This window comes from Xanthomonas sp. LF06-19, from assembly GCF_034105425.1.
GTDB lineage: Bacteria > Pseudomonadota > Gammaproteobacteria > Xanthomonadales > Xanthomonadaceae > Xanthomonas_A > Xanthomonas_A sontii.
Genome location: NZ_JAXGGH010000015.1, coordinates 30818 through 54441, shown reverse-complemented (window position 1 = coordinate 54441; position 23624 = coordinate 30818). Strand labels below are relative to the sequence as shown.

Sequence of the window (23624 nt, the reverse complement as noted above, 5' to 3'; positions counted from 1 at the left end):
GGCAAGACGCAACGCACCACCGGGCCCCTCCGCAAGGAGGGGCTTTTTTTTGACGCCCTGGATGCGGCACAGGATTTGCATGGCAACGGGGAGCCGTCGCAACGCGCAGGCGCCGCTCAAGAAGCGCTCCCGCGCGCCGATACTCCCCTCAGCCGCTGGCGCACTGCGTGCCGGCCACCTCAAGGACCGCCACCATGTCCACCACTGGAATCGGCTCAGGCCTGGACATTCCCAGCTTCGTCGCCAAACTGGTGGCGAAGGAACGCCAGCCGCAGGAAGACCGGATCAACCGCGACGGTACCGCTTCCAGCGCGCAACTGTCGTCCTTGAGCACGATCAAGAGCGCGCTGTCCAACCTGCAGACGGCGATGAGCACGGTGTCCGACAGCGCCGACAAGGGCGCCTACAAGGCGACCATCGACGACGGCGCCGGCTATACCGCCACCGTGACCTCCAGCGCCAACGCCGGCAGGTACGGCATCGAGGTGGTGAAACTGGCGCAGTCCCAGAAACTGACCTCGTCGGCCTATGCCAGCGGCGCCGTCGTCGGTGGCGGCACCCTGACCATCGCCTACGGCAGCACCACGCTCAACATCAACGTCGATGCCGGCAGCAAGCTCAGCGACGTGGCGGCCTTCATCAACAAGGCCGCCAACGGTGCCGGCGTGACCGCCAGCGTGGTCACCGCCGACGATGGCGACCACCTGGTGCTCAATGCGGTCGACACCGGCACCAAGGGCGCCCTGACCATCACCACGTCCGGTGGCGACGGCGGCCTGGCCAAGCTCACCTACCCGCCCGGCAACAACGGCGGGCTGACCCAGACCATCGCCGCCGCCGACGCGGTGGTGAAGGTAGACGGCTTCCAGCGCACCTCCAGCAGCAACACCATCGCCGACCTGGTGCCCGGCGTGGCGATCAATCTCACCAAGGCCGTGGCCGGCACCAGCTTCAATCTCAACATCACCAACGACAACACCCCGCTGAAGGCCAATCTGACCGCCCTGGTCAGCGCCTACAACTCCGCCAACAGCGTGCTCAAGTCCTCCAGCGCCTACGACGCCACCAACAAGAAGGCCTCGCCGATGACCGGCGATGCGATGGTGCGCGGCCTGCAGCAGTCGCTGCGCCGGCTGGTCAGCGACAACGTGAGCGGCCTGATGGCGATGGGCGTGACCATCGACAAGGACGGGGTGATGAGCTTCGACAGCGCCAAGTTCGACACCGCGGCGGCCGCCGATCCGTCGGCGGCCAAGACCCTGCTCGGCAACAACGGCAGTTTCGGTACCGGCATGAGCACGCTGCTGAAGAGCAACCTGGACAGCACCAGCGGCACCCTGACCCAGCGCACCAACTCGCTCAACAAGCACATCTCCGACCTGACCGACCAGCTAAGCGATCTCGACAAGCGCATGCAGACCCTGACCGATCAGTACACCGCACGCTTCACCGCAATGAACCAGCTGGTCACCCAGATGCAGGGCGTGAGCGACAGCCTGACCAAGCAGTTCAGCTGACGCGCACGCGGCCGCGCGACTCAAGTCGAGACGCGTCGCGGCCGATAGAAAGAGTATCGACAGTCATTACGGATTGGCCGCAGCAACCGCCACAGCGTCGCCGCTCACCGGCGCGGCGCGGAGGCCAGCCGATCCACCCGAGGAGTTTTCCATGTACGGTTCCAGCCGCCAGTACGCCGAGCAATATCGCAAGATGGGCATTTCCACCAGCGTCACCGATGCCGATCCGCACAAGCTGGTCGCCATGCTGTTCGCCGGCGCCTGCCAGCGCATCCGCCAGGCCCAGGCCTGCCTCGCGCAGGGCGACCAGGCACGCAAGGGCAAGGCGATCGGCGAGGCCTGCGCCATCGTCGGCCATCTCAACGGCTCGCTCGACCACGAGGCCGGCGGCGAGATCGCCGGCAATCTGTCGGCGCTCTACGACTACGTGATGCACCGCCTGACCGAAGCCAACCTGCACAACGACGACGCCGCGCTGACCGAAGCGCTGGAACTGCTCAGCGAGATCGACGCGGCCTGGGCCGCCATTCCCGCGCAGCAGCGCGAACTGGCCACGGCGAACGCGTCGTGAGCATCCAGCTCGCCGACCTGCACAACGACCTGCACGAGTTGCGCGAGGTCCTGCGTGGCGACGACTACGCGCTGGCCCAGGCCATGGTCGCCGACCACGCGCGGCACCTGCAGGCGTATCTGCAGCAGGACGGCGCCGACCGCTCGCGCGAGGCATTGAAGCCGTTGCTGGCCCTGCAGCAGGCGGTGACCGCGCAGATGCGCATGGAGCGCGACCATGCCGCGGCCTGGCTGCGCAGCAGCCGCCAGTCCAGCCACGCCGCGCGGCTCTACTCGCAGGCCGGACTGCTGGGATGAACACCGGCTCGGACGGCGCGGCGCAGCACCCGGCCGACGCCGAGCTGTTCCACGACACCCTCAGTTGCGAACTGGCGCTGCCGGCGGATTTCCGCCTGGGCAACGGCGCCGGCCGGCTCGCTGCCGGCGAAGCGCTGTTGCGCAGCCTGGCGCAGATCGAGGATCTGCGTGGCGAGGACGGCAGCGACGACCGCAGCGAGTCAACCGCGCAGACCCAGCGGATGGAGGCCAAGCTCGACCTGATGCTGGTGCTGCTGGGCCGGCTGGCCCGCCAGCACGAGGATGCCCTGCCGCTGCGGCCGCTGTGCTGGTCGCGCCGGGGCGTACGGCTGGAGTTGGGCGCGCGCTCGGGCGCCACGGCCGGCGCCGCCGGCCTACTGCGCCTGCAGCCCTCGGACTGGCTCCCGGACCACCTAGAACTGCCGGTGCGGGTGCTGGCCGAGGCCGCCACCGCGGGCGTCGTGCAACTTTGGCTACGGTTCGAGACACAGCCGCCGGGCCTGGAAGAGGCCCTGGAACGCCACCTGTTCCGGCTGCACCGCCGGCAGATCGCCGACAGCCGGCGCGCGCGCTGAGCCGGCACACCGCCCCCCCGGACCGTCGCGGCGAGGTTGGCGGCGGCGGGCGGCTCGGCTAATGTGCGGCTCTGAATAGAAGGACCTGCACCGTGCGAGTCATCATCGTCGACGATCACACCCTGGTACGCGCCGGCCTGAGCCGGCTGCTGCAGACGTTTGCGGACGTCGACGTGGTCGCCGAGGCCAGCAACGCGCAACAGGCCGTGGACCTGGCCACCCTGCACCGCCCCGACCTGGTGCTGATGGACCTGTCCCTGCCGGGGCGCAGCGGCCTGGACGCGCTCACCGACGTGCTGCACAGCTCGCCCAAGACCCGGGTGGTGATGATGTCGATGCACGACGACCCGGTGCATGTGCGCGATGCGCTGGACCGCGGCGCCACCGGCTTCGTGGTCAAGGACGCCGCCCCGCTGGAGCTGGAGCTGGCATTGCGCGCGGCCAGCGCCAACCAGGTGTTCCTGAGCCCGCAGATCTCCTCCAAGATGATCGCGCCGATGCTCGGCCGCGAGCGCCCGGTCGGCATCGCCGCACTGTCGCCGCGGCAGCGCGAGATCCTGCGCCAGATCGGCCGCGGCCAGAGCAACAAGGAAATCGCCTCGGACCTGGGCATCAGCGTCAAGACCGTCGAGACCCACCGCGCGCGGATGATGGAATCGCTGGGCTGCCGCCGCGCCAACGATCTGGTCCTGCTGGCCGCACGCCATCAGGGCGAGCTGAGCTGAACTGGGGACGGCATCCCGACACGGGACATTGGCATGGCGCTTGCCTTAATCGGTCAGCAGGCGTGACGCTTCCGCCGGACCCCGTTGCATCGGGCATTTCGCCGTCGACTGTCCGGCGCCCACGCGCCGCACGTCGGGAAATCCCTGACACCCTGTCGGGAATTTGACTACCCTACTCAGGAACCCCCCGATTCTGTTACCGTCGGGCGACAAGCACTATGCGTTCCACGGGCGCCAGAGGGTTGGCGCCGAACCGAGGAAGTCCGCATGAAGCCGACCGTTTCCGCCCAACTGGGCCAGCAACTGCATCTGACCCCGCAACTGCTGCAGTCGATCCGGCTGCTGCAGCTCGATGGCATGCAACTGGAACTGGAAATCCGCCGCGCGCTGGAGACCAATCCGCTGCTCGAGCTGGAAGAGCCCGAGGGCGTGATCGAGCCGGTGGTCAAGCATGAGGACGCCGCGCTGGAAACCGCGGCATTCGACGAACTGCCCGAATCCTCGATGTGGGACATCCCGGCCGCCGGCTGGAACGACGGCGAAGACGACCGCATGCAGCGCATCGCCGCGGGCGAGTCCACCGATCCGCACCTGCGCGTGCTGCAGCGGCTGGCCCTGGAACTGCCGGCGGCGGAACTGGCGGCGGCCGCGTTCTGGCTGGAACACTGCGACGATGCCGGCTACCTGGACGGCCCGCTCGACACCCTGCAGCAACTGGCCAGCGCCCGGCTGGGCCTGTCGGTGGCGCAGGCCGAAGCCGTCCGCCAGCGCCTGCTGCACGGCGACCCGGGTGGCCTGGGCGCCTGCGACCTGCGCGAGTGCCTGCAGGCGCAGCTGAGCGACCTGCCCGGCCGCGTGCCCGGCCGCCACCTGGCCGGGCGCATCCTCGCCGGCGACCTCGACCTGCTCGCCAGCCACGACTACGCCCTGCTCGGTCGCCAGCTCGACGCCGAGACCGACGACGTGCGCGAGGCGGTGCGGCTGATCCTGTCGCTGCAGCCGCGCCCCGGCGACAGCCTGCAGCCGCAGGATCTGGGCCATGTCCTGCCGGACGTGGTCGCCTGGCACGCCGACGGCACCTGGCGTGTCGCGCTGAACCCGGCCACCACCCACCGCGTCACCGTCAACCCGATGCACGAGCGCGCCCTGGCCGAGGCCGGCGACGCCGCGCAGCCGCTGCGCGAAATGCTGCAGGAAGCGCGCTGGCTGACCCGCGGCCTGTCGATGCGCTACGAGACCCTGCTGCGCACCACCCGCGCCATCGTCGAGCGCCAGTCGGCGTTCCTGGTCAAGGGCGAGGAAGCGATGGCGCCGCTGACCCTGAAAGAAGTGGCCGAGGCGATCGGCATGCACGAGTCGACCATTTCCCGCATCACCACCGGCAAGTACCTGCAGACCCCGCGCGGCACGTTCGAGCTGAAGCACTTCTTCGCCGTGCGCCTGGAAGGCGCGGCGGTGTCCGGCCAGGCGGTGCGCGCCATGGTCCGGCGCCTGATCGAATCCGAGCCGGCGGGGCGGCCGCTGGCCGACGAGGCCATCGCCGGGCTGCTGTCGCGACAGGGCGTGAACGTGGCAAGGCGCACTGTCGCCAAGTATCGTGAACAATTGGACATCGCTCCCGCACGCGAACGCCGCCGCGGCAGCAAACCGCTGCTGGCCCGTGCGGGCTAAGGAAAAACGACGCATATGAACAAACTGTCCGTGCTTCTGGTCGACGACCACGAAGGTTTCATCAACGCCGCCATGCGCCACTTCCGCAAGCTCGACTGGATGGAAGTGATCGGCAGCGCCGCCAATGGCCTGGAGGCCATCGAGCGGTCGGAGTCGTTGCGCCCGCAGGTGGTGCTGATGGACCTGGCCATGCCCGAGATGGGCGGTCTGCAGGCCACGCGCCTGATCAAGACCCAGGACCAGGCGCCCTACATCGTGATCGCCAGCCATTTCGACGATGCCGAGCACCGCGAGCACGCCATGCGCGCCGGTGCCGACAACTTCGTCAGCAAGCTGTCCTACATCCAGGAAGTGATGCCGATCCTGGAGGGGCTTCGGACCGAAGGAGTGCCGGCATGAGCGAATCGCGGATCCTGGTGATCGATGACGACGCGGTGCGCGCCGAGCGGACCGTCAGCCTGCTCGAATTCATGGACCTCAACCCGCGTTGGGTCACCGACGTGGCCGACGTCCAGCCCGGCCGGCACCGGCAGACCGAGTGGATGGCGATTCTGGTCGGCGGGCTCGACGACCAGGACCAGGCCGATGCCTTCTTCGGCTGGGTGGCGCGCAGTTCGCTGCCGCCGCCCGTGCTGCTGCTCAACGGCGATGCGCAGGCCTTCGCGCAGCGCCATGGCCTGCACGAAGCCAACGTGTGGCAGCTGGAAGCGCCGCTGCGCCACGCGCAACTGGAAACCCTGCTGCGCCGCGCCAGCCTCAAGCGGCTGGACGCCGAGCACCAGGCCGGCGCCGCGCAGGACAACGGCCCGACCGGCACCAGCGCCGCGGTGACCCGCCTGCGCCGGCTGATCGACCAGGTCGCCGCCTTCGACACCACCGTGCTGGTGCTGGGCGAGTCCGGCACCGGCAAGGAAGTGGTGGCGCGGGCGATCCATCAGCAGTCGCCGCGCCGCGACGGTCCGTTCGTGGCGATCAACTGCGGCGCAATTCCGCCGGATCTGCTGGAAAGCGAACTGTTCGGCCACGAAAAGGGCTCGTTCACCGGCGCGCTGAGCGCGCGCAAGGGCCGTTTCGAGATGGCCGAGGGGGGCACCCTGCTGCTCGACGAGATCGGCGACATGAGCCTGCCGATGCAGGTCAAGTTGTTGCGCGTCCTGCAGGAGCGCAGCTTCGAGCGGGTCGGCGGCAACGTCACCATCCGCTGCAACGTGCGGGTGATCGCCGCGACCCACCGCAACCTGGAAGAACGCATCGCCGGCAACCAGTTCCGCGAGGACCTGTTCTACCGGCTCAACGTGTTCCCGATCGAGATGCCGGCGCTGCGCGAACGCAGCGACGACCTGCCGGCGCTGGTGCACACCATCGCCGCGCAACTGGCGCGGACCGGGCGCGGCGAAGTGCGCTTCTCCGAAGAGGCCTTGCAGGCGCTGCGCAGCTACGAGTGGCCGGGCAACGTGCGCGAGCTGACCAATCTGGTCGAGCGCCTGGCGGTGCTGCACCCGGGCGGCCTGGTGCGGGTGCAGGACCTGCCGGCGCGCTATCGTGGCGACTTCGCCTCGTCCATCGACGTCTCGGCCCCGCCGGCGCCGATCGCAACGGATCCGCGGCGGGTGCCCAACGTGGTCGACCTGCACGTCGGCGGCAAGCCGGGGACGGACGCGGATGCGCCGGCCCAGGCCGCGGCGACGCTGCCGGAAAGCGGCCTGGACCTGCGCGGGCACATGGCCAACATCGAGCTGGCGCTGATCAACGAGGCGCTGGAGCGCACCCAGGGCGTGGTTGCGCATGCGGCGCAGCTGCTGGGCCTGCGGCGCACCACCCTGGTCGAGAAGCTGCGCAAGTACGGCATCGACCGCGACCAGACCGAACTGGCGAGCTGAGCCGGCGCACGGTGTCGGGTGCGGCCGCACCCGACGCGCCCCTTGTCCCTCGGAACGCCACGCCCTCTTCCCTTTCCTCGCCACCTACCGGCCCGACGCGGGCGCTGTCGCAGCGCGCGCTCGCGGCAAGCCAGGTTTCGCCTGCACCACATCCCGATCGGCACCGCCGACAGTGGACAGGCACCTTTGGCATGTGGCTTGCTTCACGTTTCCACAGCACCGGGCGGCACGTTCCGCACCGGGGACTTCCACCCGTCGCCAGGCAGGTCCCATGTCCATCCCCGTCACCAGTCCGCTGCTGCCGCCCCTGGAGGCGTTCGTCCCCTACCTGGAGCAGATCTGGCGCAGCCGCATCCTGACCAACGGCGGCGACATGCACCGCGCACTGGAAAAGGCGCTGGCCGAATATCTGGGGGTCAACCACCTGGCGCTGCTGACCAACGGCACCCTGGCGCTGCTGACCGCGCTGCAGGCGCTGCGCATCACCGGCGAGGTGATCACCACGCCATACTCGTTCGTCGCCACTGCGCATTCGCTGCTGTGGCGCGGCATCAAGCCGGTGTTCGTGGACATCGATCCGCAGACCATGAACCTGGATCCGCTCAAGATCGAGGCGGCGATCACCCCGCACACCACCGCGATCATGCCGGTGCACTGCTACGGCACGCCTTGCGACACCACCGCGATCGAGCGCATCGCCGATACCTACAACCTCAAGGTCATCTACGACGCCGCGCATGCGTTCGGGGTCAAGGACGCCGGCGGCTCGATCCTGCGCCACGGCGACCTCAGCGTGCTCAGCTTCCACGCCACCAAGGTGTTCAACACCTTCGAGGGCGGCGCCATCGTCTGCCCGGACGCCAAGACCTACCAGCGCATCAGCCGCCTGAAGAACTTCGGCTTCGTCGACGAGACCACGGTGGTGGCCACCGGCATCAACGGCAAGATGAGCGAGATCAACGCCGCCTTCGGGCTGCTGCAACTGCAGCACATCGACGACGCACTGGCGCAGCGCGGGGCGATCGACGCGCAGTACCGACGGCGCCTGGCGCAGGTGCCAGGGATCCGCTGCCTGACGCCGCGGGAACCGGGACTGTCCAACTACGCCTCGTTCCCGATCCTGGTCGAGGACGCCTTCCCGCTGGTGCGCGATGAACTGCACCGGCTGCTGCGCGGCCACGACATTCTGGTGCGCCGCTATTTCTACCCACTGATCAGCGACTTCCCGATGTACCGCGGCCTACCCTCCTCGGCCCCGGCCGGCCTGCCGGTGGCGCGGCAGATGGCCGAGCGCGTGCTGTGCCTGCCGATCTTTCCCGGACTGGCGGCCGAGCAGGTGGACGCCATCGTCGACCTGATCGCCGCGGCGGGCGGCGTCATGCCCGCGTCCGATTCCCGTCGCACCCTGGTCCCTCCCTCCTTCGCCCAACCCGTGGAACCCGCAGCATGAGCCAAGAGACGTTTATCGAGAATTTCCTGTCGGCCACGGATTTCCAGAATCCGGTCGAGGTGACCATGGACACGGTGTTGCGCGAGCTGCCTGAGTGGGATTCGTTGGCCGCGCTGGGCGTGATCGTGATGTTCGACATGGAGTACGGCAAGACCATCACCGGCGAGCACCTGGCCGCCGTGGTCACCCTGGGCGATCTCTATCAGCTGACCGAGGCATAGCATGCCGACCTCCACGTTGCACAACGTGCGCTTCGCCGGCATGGCGACCTGCGTGCCCAGGCGCGTCGTCTCCAACCTCACCGATTGCCGGCCGCAGATCCGCTCCGAGCGCGAGCGGCTGGTGCGCAACATCGGCATCCACACCCGGCGCATGGCCGCGGACTGGCAGTGCTTTTCCGATCTGGCCTTCGACGCGGCGCAGGTGCTGCTGGAGCGCCTGCAGTGGCAGCGCGAGGAGGTCGATGCGCTGATCGTGGTCACCCAGTCGCCGGACTATCCGATCCCGGCCACGGCGATCATCCTGCAGGACCGCCTGGGCCTGTCGCACGCCACGGTGGCGTTCGACGTCAACCTGGGCTGCTCGGCCTACCCGTTCGGCATCAACCTGCTCGGCTCGATGATCGCCGCCGGCGGGGTCAAGAAAGGCCTGCTGCTGGTGGGCGACCGCAGCGCCACCTTCGACGATCCGATCTTCTCCGATTCCGGCACCGCCACCGCGCTGGAGTTCAGTGCCGACGCGGCGCCGATGCATTTCGACCTCAACAGCGACGGCAGCGGCTATCGCGCGATCATCCTGCCGGTCGGCGGCCATCGCGAGCCGGTCGGGGTGCAGCACCTGATCCCGTATCGCGCCGACGAGAACGACCACTGGCACCGTGGCGTGGACCTGCAGCTGGACGGCGTGGCGGTGCTGAGCTTCTCCACCCAGCGGGTGCCGCCGGCGGTGCAGAAGCTGCTCGACTACAGCGGCGTGTCCAAGGACGAAATCGACTACTTCGTGTTCCACCAGGCCAACCGGATGATCAACGAGACCATCCGCAAGAAGCTCGGCCTGCCGCCGGAAAAGGTGCCCTCCACCCTGCACGATTTCGGCAACACCAGCGGCGCCTCGCTGCCGGTGACCATGACCGCGCGGATCAACAAGCAACTGGAAGAGAGCCGCAAGCGCGTGCTGCTGTGCGGCTTCGGCATCGGCCTGTCCTGGGGCACCTGTCTGGTCGATATCGACGGCGCGGTGTTCCCCGACCTGATCGAGTCCTGACGATGGCGCCTGTTGCAACGACCGATGCCTTCGGGCTGCAGGGCAAGACCATCCTGGTGACCGGCGCCTCCTCGGGCATCGGCGCCGCCGTGGCCGCGCTGTGCGCGCGCCTGGGCGCGACGCTGGTCCTCAACGGACGCGATGCGGAACGTCTGCAGGCGGTCGCCGCGGCGCTCCCTGGCGAGGGCCACCGCAGCGTCGTCGGCGACCTCACCGAGGACGCCACCCGCAGGGCCCTGCTGGAAGCGGCCGAGCGCTACCACGGCCTGGCCTCGTGCGCCGGCATCGCCGCGCTGGTGCCGTTCCGGATGGCCGCCGAGAAGCACCTGCAGCAGATGCTGTCGGTGAACTACCTGGCGCCGGTCATCCTGACCCAGCAGTTGCTGGCCAAGCGCCGGCTGCACGAGGGCGCCTCGCTGGTCTACGTCTCGGCGCTGACCGCGCGCGCGGCGCCGCAGGCCAGCGCCGGCTACGCCGGGTCCAAGGCCGCGCTGGAGGCCGCGGTACGCTCCTTCGCGCTGGAACAGGCCCGGCACCGCATCCGCGCCAACTGCATCGCTCCAGGCTACGTCGACACGCCGATGCTGAGCAGGCTCGGCAGCACCGCGGACATGGACGACAAGATCGCGCTGACCCCGCTGGGCCGCATCGACCCGGCCGACGTCGCCAATGGCGCGGTCTACCTGTTGTCCGACGCCAGCCGCTGGATCACCCGCAGCACCCTGACCATCGACGGCGGGCTGTCCCTGCCGATCCGCCTATGAGCCCGGAGATCCCCATGTCCGTTGCGGAAACGCCCGCCGCGCTGCTGCAGACGCTGTACGGCGTGCACGGCAAGCGCATCCTGGTGACCGGCGCCTCCAAAGGTATCGGCGAGGCGGTCGCCAAGGCCTGCGCCTGCGCCGGCGCACGCCTGCTCGTCGCCGGTCGCGACCTGCCGCGGCTGCAGGCCCTGCTCGACGCCTTGCCGGGCGACGACCACCGCCTGTTCTCCGGCGACCTGTGCGACGCCGCCACCGTGCAGCGCCTGGCCGCCGAGAGCGGGCCGCTGGACGGCGTGGTGCACAGCGCCGGCATCCGCGGCCTGTCGCCGATGAAGCTGGTCAGCGAGCGTTTCCTCACCGAGGTGATGACGATCAACTACGTGGCGCCGACGATGCTGACCCGCCACCTGCTCGCGCGGCAGGCGCTGCGCCCCGGCGGCTCCATCGTGTTCCTCGCCTCGATCGCCGCGCTGACCGGCACCGTCGGCGTCGGCCCCTACGCCGGCTCCAAGGCGGCGCTGATCGGCATGCTGCGGCCGTTGGCGCTGGAACTGGCGCGGCGCCAGATCCGCGCCAACGCACTGTGCCCCGGCCTGGTCGAGACCACCCTGATCAACGAGGACAAGGCCTGGTTCGAGGAGAGCCGCAAGCGCTATCCGCTGGGCATCGGCGACCCCGAGGACGTGGCCCTGGCCTGCCTGTATTTCCTCTCCGACGCCAGCAGCAAGATCACCGGCCAGGCCTTCAGCATGGACGGCGGCGTGGAGTTCGCATGAGCGCTGCGCCACCGCAACATGTGCTGATCGTCGGGGCCGGCGGCTTCGGCCGCGGCATCGCGGCGATGGCCTGCAACGACGATCCCGGCTACGGCCAGGCCTGGGACATCAAGGGTTTCCTGGACAGCCGCAGCGCGCTCGGCGCCGGCCTGCGCTGGCCGCTGCTCGGCGACCCGGACACCTACCAGCCGGTGCCCGGCGACCTGTTCGTCTGCGCGCTCGGCGATCCGGCCGCGCGCCGCCGCTACAGCCAGCCGCTGCTGGCGCGCGGCGCCGACTTCATGGTGCTGCGCCCGCGCCTGCGCGAAGCCTCGGACACGCCGATCGGGCGCGGCAGCCTGTTCGAGGTCGGCGTGTCGATCGGCGCCGACAGCCGCATCGGCGAGTTCGTCACCATCCTCGCCACCACCATCGTCGGCCACGACGTGGTGATTGGCGACTATGTGCAGATCGGCAACTTCGTGTTCGTCGGCGGCGGCGCGCGCATCGGCCACGATGTGGTCATCCACCCACACTCGACTGTGCTGCCCGGCATCGCGATCGGCGACGGCGCGGTGATCGGCGCCGGCAGCGTGGTGGTCAAGGACGTGCCGCCCAACGTCACCGTCGCCGGAAATCCGGCACGCACCATCTTCAGCCGTTGACCCCGCACCCAGGACGCCGTTCCGCATGACCCGCCACGCCCTCGACGCCGAGCACTACATCAGCCCGCACAGCCTGCGCCTGGAACAACAGCGCCTGTTCGGCACACTGTGGATCTTCGCCGGCTTCGCCTCGATGGTGCGCGAGCGCAATCAGTTCTTCGCCAGGCAGATTGCCGGGGTGCCGGTGCTGGTGCAGCGCACCGAGGCCGGCATCCGCGCCTTCCTCAACCAGTGTCCGCACCGGCAATCGGCGATCCAGACCGAATCGCACGGCAAGCGCCCGCTGGTGTGCCCGTACCACGCCTGGTCGTTCGGCGCCGAGGGCGAGCTGCGCGGGCTGCCCAACTCCGGTCTGTACCAGTTCACTGCCGAGGAGAAGGCCGGCATCTGCCTGACCAGGCTGCATGTGCAGCAGGTCGGCGAACTGCTGTTCGTGAACCTGGCCGAGCACCCGCTGCCGCTGGAGGAGCAGTTCGAGACGGCCTTCCTGGAGGATCTGCGCGCGGCGGCATCGCACGTGGATTCTCAGCTGATCTACAGCTGCCACCGGGTGCGCTACAACTGGAAGCTCAATATGGAGAACGTGAAGGATTACAACCATATCCCGTTCATCCATCCCAAGACCTTCAACCCGTTGATGACCGCCGCGCCCAAGCCCTCGGCGCATGTCGAGCGCTCCGCCGAGGTGCCCTCGGTAGTGGAACAACTGCTGCAGGGCGGCGCGCCGGTCCCGCTGCAGGCGCTGAGCTTCCCCGCCAAGGCCGAGATCGCGGTGCAGGATCACTGGTATCGGCCACTGTGCGAGCGCTACGGCGAGGACTCGGCGTTCTACAACTGGTTCCTGTATCCGAACGTGAACTTCTACAGCGTGCGCGGCGACTCCTTCGTGCTGCAGCAATACGACCCGGTCTCGCCGCACGAGACCGATTACCACCTGTGGGTCGCCACCGCCCGGCGGAAAAGCGAGCGGACCGATTTCACCGCCCTGTTGAGCACGCTGATGCGCATCGAGCACCAGGTGATCGCCGAGGACACGGCGGTGCTGGAACGCCTGCAGGCTGGTTTCGGCCCGCATTCGCGCTCCTTCATGCATGGCGACTATGAGACCGAGCTGGTGCGCCAGCACCTGTGGTACCGCGCCAATGTGCTGGAGCAACCGGCATGAAGACGCTGGTGTTGATCGGCCAGGGCCATGCGCTGGAGCAGGCGCAACGCACCGCACAGGCCTGCGGCCTGGCGCACGTGGGCATCGCCCTGGAGTCGCCTGACCGCTACAACTTCGACCTGGGCGCCCTGCACGCAAGCCATGCGCCCGCCGCGACCGACGTGTTCGTCGCGATGGACGAGCGCGCAGTCAACCAGTCGCGGCACAAGCTGCTCGCCGACGTGCGCCTGGCGGGCTACGGCAGCGTCGATCTGGTGTGGCCGCAGTCGCATGTCGACGACGGCGTGCGCCTGCTCGGCAACGTACACGTCGGACCGGGCTGCAACCTCGCGGCCGGCAGCAGCATCGGCGCCGGCAGCTGGCTGGAACGGCAGGTGATCGTCGAACAGGACGTCCGTGTCGGCGCCTGCGTCACCCTGGATGCCGGCGTCCACCTCGGCCGCGGCACCCAGATCGGCCAGGGCAGCACCCTGGGCGGCGGCAGCATGACCCGCAGCGACGCGAAGATCGGCCGGCACTGCGAATGGCTGCTGCCCGGCACCGTGCCGGACATGCTGCCGGACCGCTGCTTCTACGACGCGCTGATGCCTGGCGGCGCCCGCATCCTGCGTTGATGCAGGCGCGCGCCAACGCGCGAGTCGCGGTGCCGCTTAACGATACGTTCCGCCAGTGACGGAAGTGGCGTCGCTGTGCCGACGTCTCCGATTCACTTTGCCAAAAGCGGCGCCACGTGCGACAGCACGCCGGGCTGGGATGCATGCACGCTTCCGGCGCAACGGGCTTCGCTAGGATCGCTCACGGGCGGCAATCGCCGCGCGGCCTGATCGCGTTACTACGCGACATGCTCCTCGTATCCGTCTTTCCAGCATTCGCGCGCCTCCTATGGCGTGCCCCTTTCGAGTGGATCCATGACCGACCACCTGGCCGCGCATCAGCGCGAAGCCGACCTGATCGATGCCTGCAAGCGCGCCGGCGGCGCGATCTTCCTGGCCCCCAGTTCCAGTCTCGGCGGTCTGTACGCGGCCCGCGCCGCCGCGCTGTTGGCCGAGCGCGTCCCTGGCATCCGCATCGTCGCCCTGGACGATGTGTTTCACGAACGCCGCATCACCGATGCGGGCTTCGACGACGTGCGCCCGACAGCGACCTTCCTGCGCGACCCGGACCTGGCCGGGTTGCCCACGATCAACTGCGCCTACATGCCGACCGCATGGCTGCACTTCGACCAACTGCAGCGCCTGGGCAGCGGTCGCCGCGTCGATCTGCCGCAGTTGATGTATGCCCTGGACATTCCGCTGGTGTATCAGAGCGGACAGGTGACGCGGGAACAGACGCTTGCGCACGCCGCGCAGTTCGACGCGATGCGCGGCCGCTTCGCCGATGCACTGAGCGAGCGTACGCTGGACGCGATCCTGCAGATGCGCATGGACGGCGACCGGCGGCCGCTGCTGGACGTCCTTTGCCCGATGGAGCAGGAGTACTACTCGGTGTATTCGGCGCTGGAGCATCCGCTGCGGATCGGCGCGGACGAACACTATGTGGACATCGGCGCCTATCGCGGCGACACGGTCAAGAAGTTTCGCGCCGCTTCGCGCCACCACTATGCTGCCATCCATGCCTTCGAACCGGATCCAGCGAACTTTGCGGCCCTGCAGCATGGACTGGCGGAGGACGGCGGACGCACTACCCTGTACAACGCGGCGGTGGCCGATGTCGCAGGGACCCTGGCGTTCGACGCCCAGGGCACCATGGGCAGCCGGCTCGATGGTAATGGCTCAGCTCGCGTGGATTGCCTGCGGCTGGACGACATGGTCGAGCAAGTCACCGTGCTGAAGATGGACGTTGAGGGAGCCGAGCCAAAGGTACTGCGCGGCGGCGCCGATCTGATCCGACGCTGCCGCCCGCGCATGGCAATCACCTGCTACCACCATGCGCTCGATTTGGTGGACATCGTTGCCGAGTTGGACCGCATCCTGCCGGATGCAAAGCTGCGCCTGCGCCAGTACGCCATGTACTACTTCGATAGCGTGCTTTATGTAGAGTGAAACCGGAAGAAACAATGAGTCTTTTAATACGCAGCATGCTTTTAGGGCCAGCCAATTTCCACTTGACAGCGAAGTGCTCGATCAACTGCTGAAGACACTCGGTTCGCCTGATCCACCTATCCCAGGATTGGCTACCGGCGCTTACCGATTCTAAAACGACACACTACGAAAGGCTCACGGCTGTCCGCTGCAAGAAGACTGCAGCGGACTCCGTAGGCGCAAGCACTAAGCGCTCTGACTCAGAAATTGCTTCGTATGGAAGGCGCGGCCGCATTTCCGCCGACTTCCACGCACATGCTCTTCCCAATACAGGTCATTGCTCACGCCCATCCGCAAGCTTCCTTACTTCGAGCGGACGCTGGAAAGCGTGCCCGACTAGACCTATCCGATATTGTATCTGTGCTATGCGACGACAACCCCGATGGCGAAATTGCCGCCGCATTGAAGCACAAACCGGCTACGGTGTGGCTCTCGATCCGCTAACAACTCAACCAGTCGATTGGGCGAATTCGGCAGGTGTCATCCTGGCGAAGTGCGACTACGTCAAGTTCCAGCGCGACGAGTGCTGGAACCGGGCTGTATCGCCTAGTCGATATAAGCCATCGATTTCCGCCAGGGCGTGCTCAACCTGGTATCGACAGCGTGGACAGGCCCAACATCTGAATCCAAAACGCAAGCCGCCACGAGACCAAACATCCTTCGCAAGTGCTGAATGTCAGTAATAATTACCTCCGGTGTTCAAAACTCCGGCCGCATTTCCCGGAAAAACATTTTGACCCTTTCCATTGAACCAAACAGCCCCATTAAGATAGACCTTATAACGTAAACCGGTAGCCGCTCCGGAAAAGGCAAATGTCGCGTCGCCACCATTTATGCCGCCCACGCGGCCAATGTCAGCGAAAGCAATAGTAAAAGCCGGCGTACCTGTCAAGGTAACGGTGATACCACCAATAACAAGCTGACCACCATCGTATACTCCGTAATGCGTCGTGCCACCTCCAGTGATACTGTAGCTGCCTGAAACGTAGCAGACGCCATTGGTCACCGTGGTGATTTGAGAACCGGCCATCGCTGCAAACACGTGGCCACCCAAGAAACTGCATGCTGCTCTATTGCCGATCAAGACACCGTTTGCTGTGCTCCCGCCGCCGAAAGTGAAACCAGACACCTGAACCCTGCTGGCATCGCCCATCGTCAGGATCCATCCCGAAGTATTGCGCCAAATAGCCGACGTGCTACCTACAAACCGAACGACGCCTCCTGGGACGTTGCCCACTGAAACATTCTCCACATACGTCCCATCCGCGACATTGATGAATACCGTATAGCCGCACAGCGAGTAACGCGTCCGCACTACATCCACAGCGCGCTGAATCGTCTGGAATGCAGTCCCAGCAGTTAGCCCATCATTGGAATCGCTACCCGCACTGGAGACATATAAGGACAAGTTCTGAGTCAATGCAATGGCGCAAGTCACGTAGCTATTTGCACTGGTACCGATTGCGAACCTTCCTTCATCACTGATGAAGTATGGCTCGCGGGCAGCAAGTTCACCAGCCGTTGCAGCAGCGTCAAATTGCGCACGCGTGCCACTTTTCACATAGATATTGGCGCTCGAGATTACGTCCGACATGATAAGAGACTCCTTCGATTTTAATTGGAAATTAAACGCCATATAACCAACCCACCACAACGCCTCTACTGCTGACAACCTCCTTAGCCCAGACCGCGTTCAACATAACCCTTGAGCATTAGCCGCCCTTCCAAATAAAGCAGCCTCAGTAATTAAAAAACCTCGAAATAACCCCCCAATAATCCAGGCCCTTAGTTGAGGCCAGACAGACAGCACAGCCACCAAGCATTAGGCGCTTCCATGCAGGCTATTCATCCCAAGAAACAGCATGATGCAGCTCGCATCGGAATGTTTGTTGCGAACCTCTGAACTCCGCGCCTCATCCGGTGTGGACACTCTACGGCCCTGCAGGATCAAATCCTGCGACTGCATTGAGCATGCATCGACAAGACGTTCTGGAGTCGAATTAGTGTAGGCAGCCCGCTAATTGAAGCTATTTCATTCCAGCTCATGAGGCGAAGCGAAATCACGTTATCAACATGAGAAAAGGTAACCATCTCAGATTTCGAAGGAACCGCTTCACGTTCTTCAACCACGTCGCTATTGGACGGCGTCTATATGGGGTTATGACCGAACATGAAGAGCGAACTCCGGTTTTTACCGATCCTGCATACAGCCTGCCACTCGCCACCGGGTCGGCACCCGCCCCATCCTATTTCACAGGGCCGACATCTATCGGCATGCTTATTGCATGATCGGGAAACTGCCCCACTTGGTCGCGACCGCCCTCGCGACCGAGCCCGCCCCCTCCCGACACGGTCCATCGTTCATGCCCCACCCGCCCCTGGTCAGCGTGGTCATGCCGGCCTACAAGCTGCGCTACTTCGAGCAGGCGCTCGACAGCGTGCTGGCCCAGACCTATCCGGCGCTGGAACTGGTCATCTGCGACGACAACCCCACCGAGGCGATCGCCGAGGTGGTGGAACGCCGCGCCGCGATGGCCCCGTTCCCGATCCGCTATCACCGCAATCCGGAGCGCTACGGCGAACTCGGCAGCACCGCGCGCGGCATCGCCCTGGCCCAGGGCGAGTACGTCAAGTTCCTGCACGACGACGACGTGCTGGCGCCGGACTGCATCGCCGCGCTGGTCGCGGCGATGCAGAGTGCACCGGACGTCCTGCTGGCGTCCTCGCGCCGCCAACGCATCGACAGCCACGGCGCGCCGCTGGAGGACATCCCGGCCACCGCCTTCCCGTTCGCCGGCGACGTGCTGCTGGACGGGCCGGAGCTGCTGTCGTTCCTGGCCGACCACACCATCAACTTCGTCGGCGAGCCCAGCTGCGTGCTGTGCCGGCGCAGCGACCTGCTGGAGATCGGCGACGAGCTGATGACGCTGGCCGGCAAGGTCATCAACTGGGTCGGCGACCTGGCGCTGTACGCCAAGCTGCTGCACCGCGGCCACCTGGCGCTGCTGGCAAAGCCCTTGACCCGGTTCCGGGTATCGGAAGAGCAATACAGCCAGGCAGGCCGCGACCAGCCAGGCATCGGCGACCAGGGCCATGCCAACTTCCGCCAGGGCGTGCGCGCCATGGGCTGGTACCGCGGCGATGGCGACGTCCGCCAGGTCACGGTGACGCCGCTGGGCGGCGGCCCCGGCACGCCGGTGGACCTGCTGCAGGCGATCCAGGACGCCTACGCGCGGGTCTGCGTACAGGCGACGCTGCGCGACTGGCAGGCGCAGCGGACGGTGACGCCGGCGCAACGTGACCTTCTCGACGCGCGCCTGGACGCCCTCGGCGGCGCGCCGCGGCTCGCCGTGCTGGTCGACGCACGCGGCGCAGACCGTGCCGCGCTGGACGCCACGCTGGACAGCCTGCTGCTGGAGGGCACGCCGTTCGCGCAGGTGCAGGCGCTGGTGCTGGGCGATGCCTCCCTCCCCGCGTGGCCCGACCCGCGGGTCCGGATCCTGCCACCGCTGCCGGCCGCGGCCGATGCGGCGGCGCTGTCCGCCGCACTGGATGCCTCGCCGGGCAGCGACTGCTGCCTGCGCGTGGTCGCGGGCACCCGGTTCTACGCCGGCGGCCTGCTGCGGCTGCTGCTGGAACTGGCACAGCAACCGCAGTGCAACGCACTGTATGCGGACGAATGGCTGGCTGTGGACGCGGACACCCTGGCGCCGCTGCTGCGGCCCGACCCGGACCTGGACCTGCTGCTGGGCAACCCGCTGGCCACGGCCGGGCACTGGGTGTTCCGCTGCACGGCGGTGCAGGCGCTGGGCGGTTTCGACCCGGCCCACGACGGCGCCAGCGAACTGGACCTGATTCTGCGCCTGTTCCTGCGCGACGGCGGCGACGGCATCGCACACCTGCCCGAGCCGCTGCTGGTCGCCACGCCGGCCAGCGCCGAGGCCGGCGGTCCGGCGCGCCAGCGCGCGATCGCCGCGCACCTGCAGGCCCGCGGCTATCCGCAGGCCACGATCGAGCCGTTGCCGGGCGGCCTGTTCCGCATCGACTACGGCCACCCCGCGCAGCCACCGGTCTCGATCGTGCTGCTGGCACAGGACAATCTGCCGGCGCTGCAGCGCGCGGTGGTCAGCCTGCTCGAACAGACCGCCTACCCCGCCTACGAACTGCTGCTGGTGGACAACGCCAGCCACGCCCCGGAGATCACCGCGTGGATGCAGGCCGTGGCCGAGCTGGGCAACGGCCGCATCCGCGTGTTCGCGCTGGAACAGCGGGTCTGCCAGGCCGAGGCGCACAACCTCGCCGCCACCCAGGCGCAAGGCGAGTACCTCTTGTTCCTGGACGCCGACAGCGCCGCGGTGCAGGACGGCTGGCTGCACGCGCTGATGAACCACGCGCAGCGGCCCGAAGTCGGCATCGTCGGCGCCAAGGGCGTGTCCGCCGACGGCCGCATCACCCATGCCGGCCTGCTGCCGGGCCTGCTGGCCGGCGCCGGCCACGCCTTCGCCGGCGAGGCGATGGCGCAGCCGGGCTACATGGGCCGGCTGCAGGTGGCACACCGCTACAGCGCGGTGTCGGCGCATTGCCTGCTGGTGCGGCGGGCGCTGTTCGAACACCTGTGCGGCTTCGACGCGGCCGGCTTCGCCGCCGGCGGCGCCGACGTGGACCTGTGCCTGCGCGCCGCGGCGACGGGCGCCTGGACCGTGTGGACGCCGCAGGCGCTGCTGCTGCAACCAGCCTCGGCCACGCGCAGCGAGGTGGCCGACGAGGCGCTGCTGCAGCGCTGGCTGCCGGCGCTGGCGCAGGATCCGGCGTATTCGCCGAGCCTGGGCCTGGACCAGCCCGGCGGTTTCCAGTTGACCGAGTCCGAATTCTCTTGGCAGCCGCTGGCCTGGAAACCGCTGCCGCGGGTGCTGGCCCATCCCGGCGACACCTTCGGCAGCGGCCAGTACCGGGTGATCCAGCCATTCCAGGCGCTGGCCGCGGCCGCGCAGATCGACGGCCTGTACTACGCGCGCCTGCTCGATCCGGTGGAGCTGCAGCGCATCGGCGCCGACGTGGTGGTGCTGCAGCGCCGGGTCGGCGATGCGGAATTGGCGCGGATGGAGCGCATGCGCCGGTTCGGCCCTGCCTTCATGGTCTACGAGCTGGACGACTACCTGCCGAACCTGCCGTTGAAGAGCGCGCATCGCGAGCACATGCCCAAGGACGTGCTGCGCTCGCTGCGGCGCGCCGCCACGCTGGTGGACCGGGTCACCGTCTCCACGCCGGACCTGGCCGAGGCGCTGGCCGGCCTGCACGGCGACATCCGCGTGGTGCGCAACCGGCTGGAGCCGCAACTGTGGGGCGCGCTGGCGCCGCCGGCGGCATCCGCCTCGGCCAAGCCGCGGGTCGGCTGGGCCGGCGGGCTTAGCCACACCGGCGACCTGGAACTGATCGCCGACGTGGTGCAGGCGCTGGCCGGCGAGGTGCACTGGGTGTTCATGGGCCTGTGCCCGGAGCGGCTGCGCCGGCACGTGCACGAGGTGCACGCGGGCGTGGACTTCGCTCGCTATCCGCAGGCGCTGGCCGCGCTGGGCCTGGACCTGGCGCTGGCGCCGCTGGAAGACAACCTGTTCAATCGCTGCAAGAGCAACCTGCGCCTGCTCGAGTACGGCGCCTGCGGCTATCCGGTGGTGGCCAGCGACCTGCCGCCCTACCGCGATGGCGCGCTGCCGGTCACCCTGGTCAAGAATCGCTTTCGCGACTGGGTCAATGCGATCCGCGCGCACCTGGCCGACGCCGACGCACGCACCGCCGCCGGCATGGCCCTGCGCGCGACGGTGCAGCGCGACTGGTTGCTGCACGGCGCCAATCTGCAGGAGTGGCGGGCGGCCTGGCTGCCGGACTGAGTCGGCCCCCTCGTCCACCATGAGGCCGCCGCGCGGCACCCGCGTCCGACCGTGACGCGGCGCACGGCGTCAACCTGCCGACACCTTGCCGGCGCGCGGTCCGTGCCGGCCGTGCCGCCGGCGCCAGGAACCCGTCACCGGGTGCCGGCCTTGCCCGCGCATGCCTGTCCGGAGGCTGCGCGACACGTGAGTGCCGTTTCGGCACACCGCTTGCATTGCATACGGGCAAGCCGTCTCCCGGCAGGGACTTCACCGTATGAGCGACTCCATCAGCTCCATCCTTTCGCAGATCCGCAGCTACCAGGGCCAGGTCGGCCAGGCGGCGCAGACGCGGGTGGGCGATGTCGGCCGCAGCAATGCGATCGAAGGCCTGGGCGGCAGCCAGGGCGTGCAGGGCCCGAGCTTCACCGAGACCCTGCGCAACGCGATCGGCGGCGTGAACGAGGCCCAGCAGAAGTCCGGCGACCTCGCCAAGGCCTTCGAACTGGGCGACCCCAGCGCCGACCTGGCCAAGGTGATGCTGGCCGCGCAACAGTCCCAGGTGGCGTTTCGCGCTACCGTGGAAGTCCGCAACCGACTCGTCCAGGCGTACCAGGACGTGATGAACATGCCGCTGTAAGGGTAGAAGACGATGGCGCTTGCGATCAGCAAAGACACATTCAACAGCGAAAAGGCCGGGGCCTGGTTCGACCGCCTGCAGAGCCTGCAACTCACCCGGCGCATCGGCCTGATGGCGATGATCGCGGTGGCCGTGGCCGCCGGCCTGTTCGTGTTCTTCTGGTCGCAGAAGCCGGCCTACACTCCCCTGTACACCGGCCTGGACGAGAAGGGCACGGCCGAGGCCACCGACCTGCTGCGCACCGCGCAGATCCCGTTCAAGCTCGACCAGGCCACCGGCGCGATCACCGTGCCGGAGGACAAGCTGTACGACGCGCGGCTGAAGCTGGCCGGCGCCGGCCTGACCGACAACGGCAACATGGGCTTCGAAGTGATGGAAAAGGATCCCGGCTTCGGGGTCAGCCAGTTCGTGGAGAACGCGCGCTACCAGCACGCCCTGGAAACCGAACTGGCGCGCACCATCGCCAGCCTGCGCCCGGTGCGCGAGGCGCGGGTGCATCTGGCCATCCCCAAGCCGAGCGCGTTCACCCGCCAGCGCGAGGCCGCCAGCGCTTCCGTGGTGCTGGAACTGCGCGGCGGCACCACCCTGGAACGCAACCAGGTCGATGCGATCGTCAACATGGTCGCCTCCAGCATCCCCGACCTGGCGCCGGACCGCGTCACCGTGGTCGACCAGAGCGGACGCATGCTGACCATCGCCGACCCCAACAGCGATGCCGCGCTCAACGCCGCCCAGTTCGATCAGGTGCGCCGCCAGGAAAGCGCCTACAACCAGCGCATCCGCGAACTGCTGGAGCCGATGACCGGCCCGGGCCGGGTCAACCCGGAAGTGAACGTGGACATGGACTTCTCGGTGGTCGAGGAAGCGCGCGAGCTGTACAACGGCGACCCGCCGAAGCTGCGCAGCGAGCAGGTCAGCGACAGCAGCACCAGCACCAGCGGTCCGCAGGGCGCGCCCGGCGCGACCAGCAACTCGCCGGGCAGCGCGCCGGGCCAGCCGGGCGCCACCGGCGCCCCGCCCGCCGCGGGCACCGCCGGCACCCAGCAGGCCGCCGCCGCGACCCCGACCGAAAGCTCCAAGAGCGCCACCCGCAACTACGAGTTGGACCGCACCCTGCAGCACACCCGGCAGCCGGCCGGGCGCATCAAGCGCGTCTCGGTGGCGGTGCTGGTGGACCACGTGATGCGGCCGGGCGCCAAGGGCAAGATGACCGAGCAGGCGCTCAGCGCCGCCGAGCTGACCCGCATCGAAGGCCTGGTCAAGCAGGCGGTGGGCTTCAACGCCGAACGCGGCGACACCGTCTCGGTGATGAACGCCCCGTTCGTCCGCCAGGCCCCGGAAGCGGCCGACAAGCCCGGTTGGTGGGAAGATCCGCGGGTGATGAACGTCGCGCGCCTGGTGCTGGGTGCGGCGGTGGTGCTGGCGCTGCTGTTCGGCGTGCTGCGCCCGGCGCTGCGCCAGATCGCCGGTCCCGCGCCGGCCGCGTCGGTGGGCCACGACCGCGACGGCAACGAGCCGCGCGACGCCAAGCTGTCGATGCTCGACGACGACAACCCGCTGCTGCCGTCGCTGGGCGAGGACACCGCCAGCCTCAGCGGCGGCGCTGGCGGCAACCCCGCCATCGCCCTGCCCGACGCCTACGAGGAGCGGTTGCGTCAGGCCCGCGAAGCGGTCAAACAGGATTCCAAGCGCGTGGCGCAGGTCGTGAAGGGATGGGTCGCCAGTGAAGCCTGATGCGA

Annotated in this window: 21 protein-coding genes; 20 read left to right on the top strand and 1 reads right to left on the bottom strand. The window is 68.0% G+C overall.

All coding sequences use genetic code 11. The annotated features are described in order from the left end of the window. Positions 1 to 194 precede the first annotated feature (194 nt). The 17 genes from fliD (at position 195) to SLW55_RS20225 (ending at position 15339) form a co-directional block, all read left to right on the top strand. Complete coding sequence (gene fliD, locus SLW55_RS20305; protein WP_152236986.1) at positions 195 to 1517, top strand: flagellar filament capping protein FliD; 1323 nt, start codon at positions 195 to 197, stop codon at positions 1515 to 1517. 151 nt (positions 1518 to 1668) lie between these two features. After that, positions 1669 to 2088 carry a flagellar export chaperone FliS gene (gene fliS, locus SLW55_RS20300; protein WP_010341674.1) on the top strand — a complete coding sequence of 140 codons (420 nt, stop codon included), beginning with the start codon at positions 1669 to 1671 and terminating at the stop codon, positions 2086 to 2088. Further along, on the top strand, positions 2085 to 2384 hold the full coding sequence (locus tag SLW55_RS20295; RefSeq protein WP_150411152.1) for a hypothetical protein: 300 nt from the start codon (positions 2085 to 2087) through the stop codon (positions 2382 to 2384). The genes fliS and SLW55_RS20295 overlap by 4 nt, the downstream gene beginning before the upstream one ends. After that, positions 2381 to 2959 (top strand): PilZ domain-containing protein, encoded by a 579-nt coding sequence (locus SLW55_RS20290; RefSeq protein WP_017916432.1) that lies wholly within the window; start codon positions 2381 to 2383, stop codon positions 2957 to 2959. The genes SLW55_RS20295 and SLW55_RS20290 overlap by 4 nt, the downstream gene beginning before the upstream one ends. 92 nt (positions 2960 to 3051) lie before the next feature. After that, positions 3052 to 3684 carry a response regulator transcription factor gene (locus SLW55_RS20285; RefSeq protein ID WP_017908534.1) on the top strand — a complete coding sequence of 211 codons (633 nt, stop codon included), beginning with the start codon at positions 3052 to 3054 and terminating at the stop codon, positions 3682 to 3684. Between the two features lie 267 nt (positions 3685 to 3951). Beyond that, positions 3952 to 5355: an RNA polymerase factor sigma-54 gene (gene rpoN / locus SLW55_RS20280; protein ID WP_017916431.1), complete on the top strand. Its 1404-nt coding sequence runs from the start codon at positions 3952 to 3954 to the stop codon at positions 5353 to 5355. 15 nt (positions 5356 to 5370) lie between these two features. Continuing rightward, entirely contained in the window at positions 5371 to 5754 is a 384-nt protein-coding gene (locus tag SLW55_RS20275; RefSeq protein ID WP_010341669.1) for a response regulator transcription factor, read from the top strand. Next, positions 5751 to 7235 carry a sigma-54 dependent transcriptional regulator gene (locus tag SLW55_RS20270; RefSeq protein WP_017908532.1) on the top strand — a complete coding sequence of 495 codons (1485 nt, stop codon included), beginning with the start codon at positions 5751 to 5753 and terminating at the stop codon, positions 7233 to 7235. Before SLW55_RS20275 ends, SLW55_RS20270 begins: the two co-directional genes overlap by 4 nt. Before the next feature lie 271 nt (positions 7236 to 7506). Beyond that, positions 7507 to 8685 carry a DegT/DnrJ/EryC1/StrS family aminotransferase gene (locus SLW55_RS20265; protein WP_320745625.1) on the top strand — a complete coding sequence of 393 codons (1179 nt, stop codon included), beginning with the start codon at positions 7507 to 7509 and terminating at the stop codon, positions 8683 to 8685. Continuing rightward, the gene (locus SLW55_RS20260; RefSeq protein WP_017908530.1) at positions 8682 to 8906 is read left to right on the top strand and encodes an acyl carrier protein; all 225 of its coding nucleotides are present in this window, start codon (positions 8682 to 8684) and stop codon (positions 8904 to 8906) included. Before SLW55_RS20265 ends, SLW55_RS20260 begins: the two co-directional genes overlap by 4 nt. A gap of 1 nt (position 8907) precedes the next feature. Continuing rightward, positions 8908 to 9948, top strand: a complete 1041-nt coding sequence (locus SLW55_RS20255; protein ID WP_152246134.1) for a ketoacyl-ACP synthase III — start codon at positions 8908 to 8910, stop codon at positions 9946 to 9948. A 2-nt stretch (positions 9949 to 9950) separates the two neighbouring features. Next, positions 9951 to 10712, top strand: a complete 762-nt coding sequence (locus tag SLW55_RS20250) for an SDR family oxidoreductase (protein WP_152236982.1) — start codon at positions 9951 to 9953, stop codon at positions 10710 to 10712. Between the two features lie 14 nt (positions 10713 to 10726). Continuing rightward, entirely contained in the window at positions 10727 to 11488 is a 762-nt protein-coding gene (locus SLW55_RS20245) for an SDR family oxidoreductase (RefSeq protein ID WP_320745624.1), read from the top strand. Beyond that, positions 11485 to 12132 carry a NeuD/PglB/VioB family sugar acetyltransferase gene (locus SLW55_RS20240; RefSeq protein ID WP_295963687.1) on the top strand — a complete coding sequence of 216 codons (648 nt, stop codon included), beginning with the start codon at positions 11485 to 11487 and terminating at the stop codon, positions 12130 to 12132. Before SLW55_RS20245 ends, SLW55_RS20240 begins: the two co-directional genes overlap by 4 nt. Positions 12133 to 12157: 25 nt before the next feature. Beyond that, entirely contained in the window at positions 12158 to 13297 is a 1140-nt protein-coding gene (locus tag SLW55_RS20235) for an aromatic ring-hydroxylating dioxygenase subunit alpha (RefSeq protein ID WP_295963691.1), read from the top strand. Then, positions 13294 to 13911: an acetyltransferase gene (locus SLW55_RS20230; protein WP_295963694.1), complete on the top strand. Its 618-nt coding sequence runs from the start codon at positions 13294 to 13296 to the stop codon at positions 13909 to 13911. The genes SLW55_RS20235 and SLW55_RS20230 overlap by 4 nt, the downstream gene beginning before the upstream one ends. Before the next feature lie 294 nt (positions 13912 to 14205). Further along, the gene (locus tag SLW55_RS20225; protein ID WP_295963696.1) at positions 14206 to 15339 is read left to right on the top strand and encodes an FkbM family methyltransferase; all 1134 of its coding nucleotides are present in this window, start codon (positions 14206 to 14208) and stop codon (positions 15337 to 15339) included. A 715-nt stretch (positions 15340 to 16054) separates the two neighbouring features. On the opposite strand, the gene SLW55_RS20220 is transcribed toward SLW55_RS20225, so the two are convergent. Continuing rightward, positions 16055 to 17014 carry a hypothetical protein gene (locus SLW55_RS20220; RefSeq protein WP_295927308.1) on the bottom strand — a complete coding sequence of 320 codons (960 nt, stop codon included), beginning with the start codon at positions 17012 to 17014 and terminating at the stop codon, positions 16055 to 16057. Positions 17015 to 17741: 727 nt separating this feature from the next. Here SLW55_RS20220 and SLW55_RS20215 point away from each other — a divergent pair. The 3 genes from SLW55_RS20215 to fliF all read left to right on the top strand — a co-directional run bounded on the left by SLW55_RS20215 (position 17742) and on the right by fliF (position 23619). Further along, positions 17742 to 21266, top strand: coding sequence for a glycosyltransferase (locus SLW55_RS20215; RefSeq protein ID WP_320745623.1), 3525 nt, complete (start codon positions 17742 to 17744; stop codon positions 21264 to 21266). A 256-nt stretch (positions 21267 to 21522) separates the two neighbouring features. Continuing rightward, a complete protein-coding gene (fliE, locus tag SLW55_RS20210; RefSeq protein ID WP_010341655.1) occupies positions 21523 to 21885 on the top strand; it encodes a flagellar hook-basal body complex protein FliE in 363 nt (120 codons plus the stop codon). A gap of 12 nt (positions 21886 to 21897) precedes the next feature. Next, a complete protein-coding gene (fliF, locus tag SLW55_RS20205) occupies positions 21898 to 23619 on the top strand; it encodes a flagellar basal-body MS-ring/collar protein FliF (protein ID WP_043091960.1) in 1722 nt (573 codons plus the stop codon). The last annotated feature ends 5 nt before the right edge of the window (positions 23620 to 23624 follow it).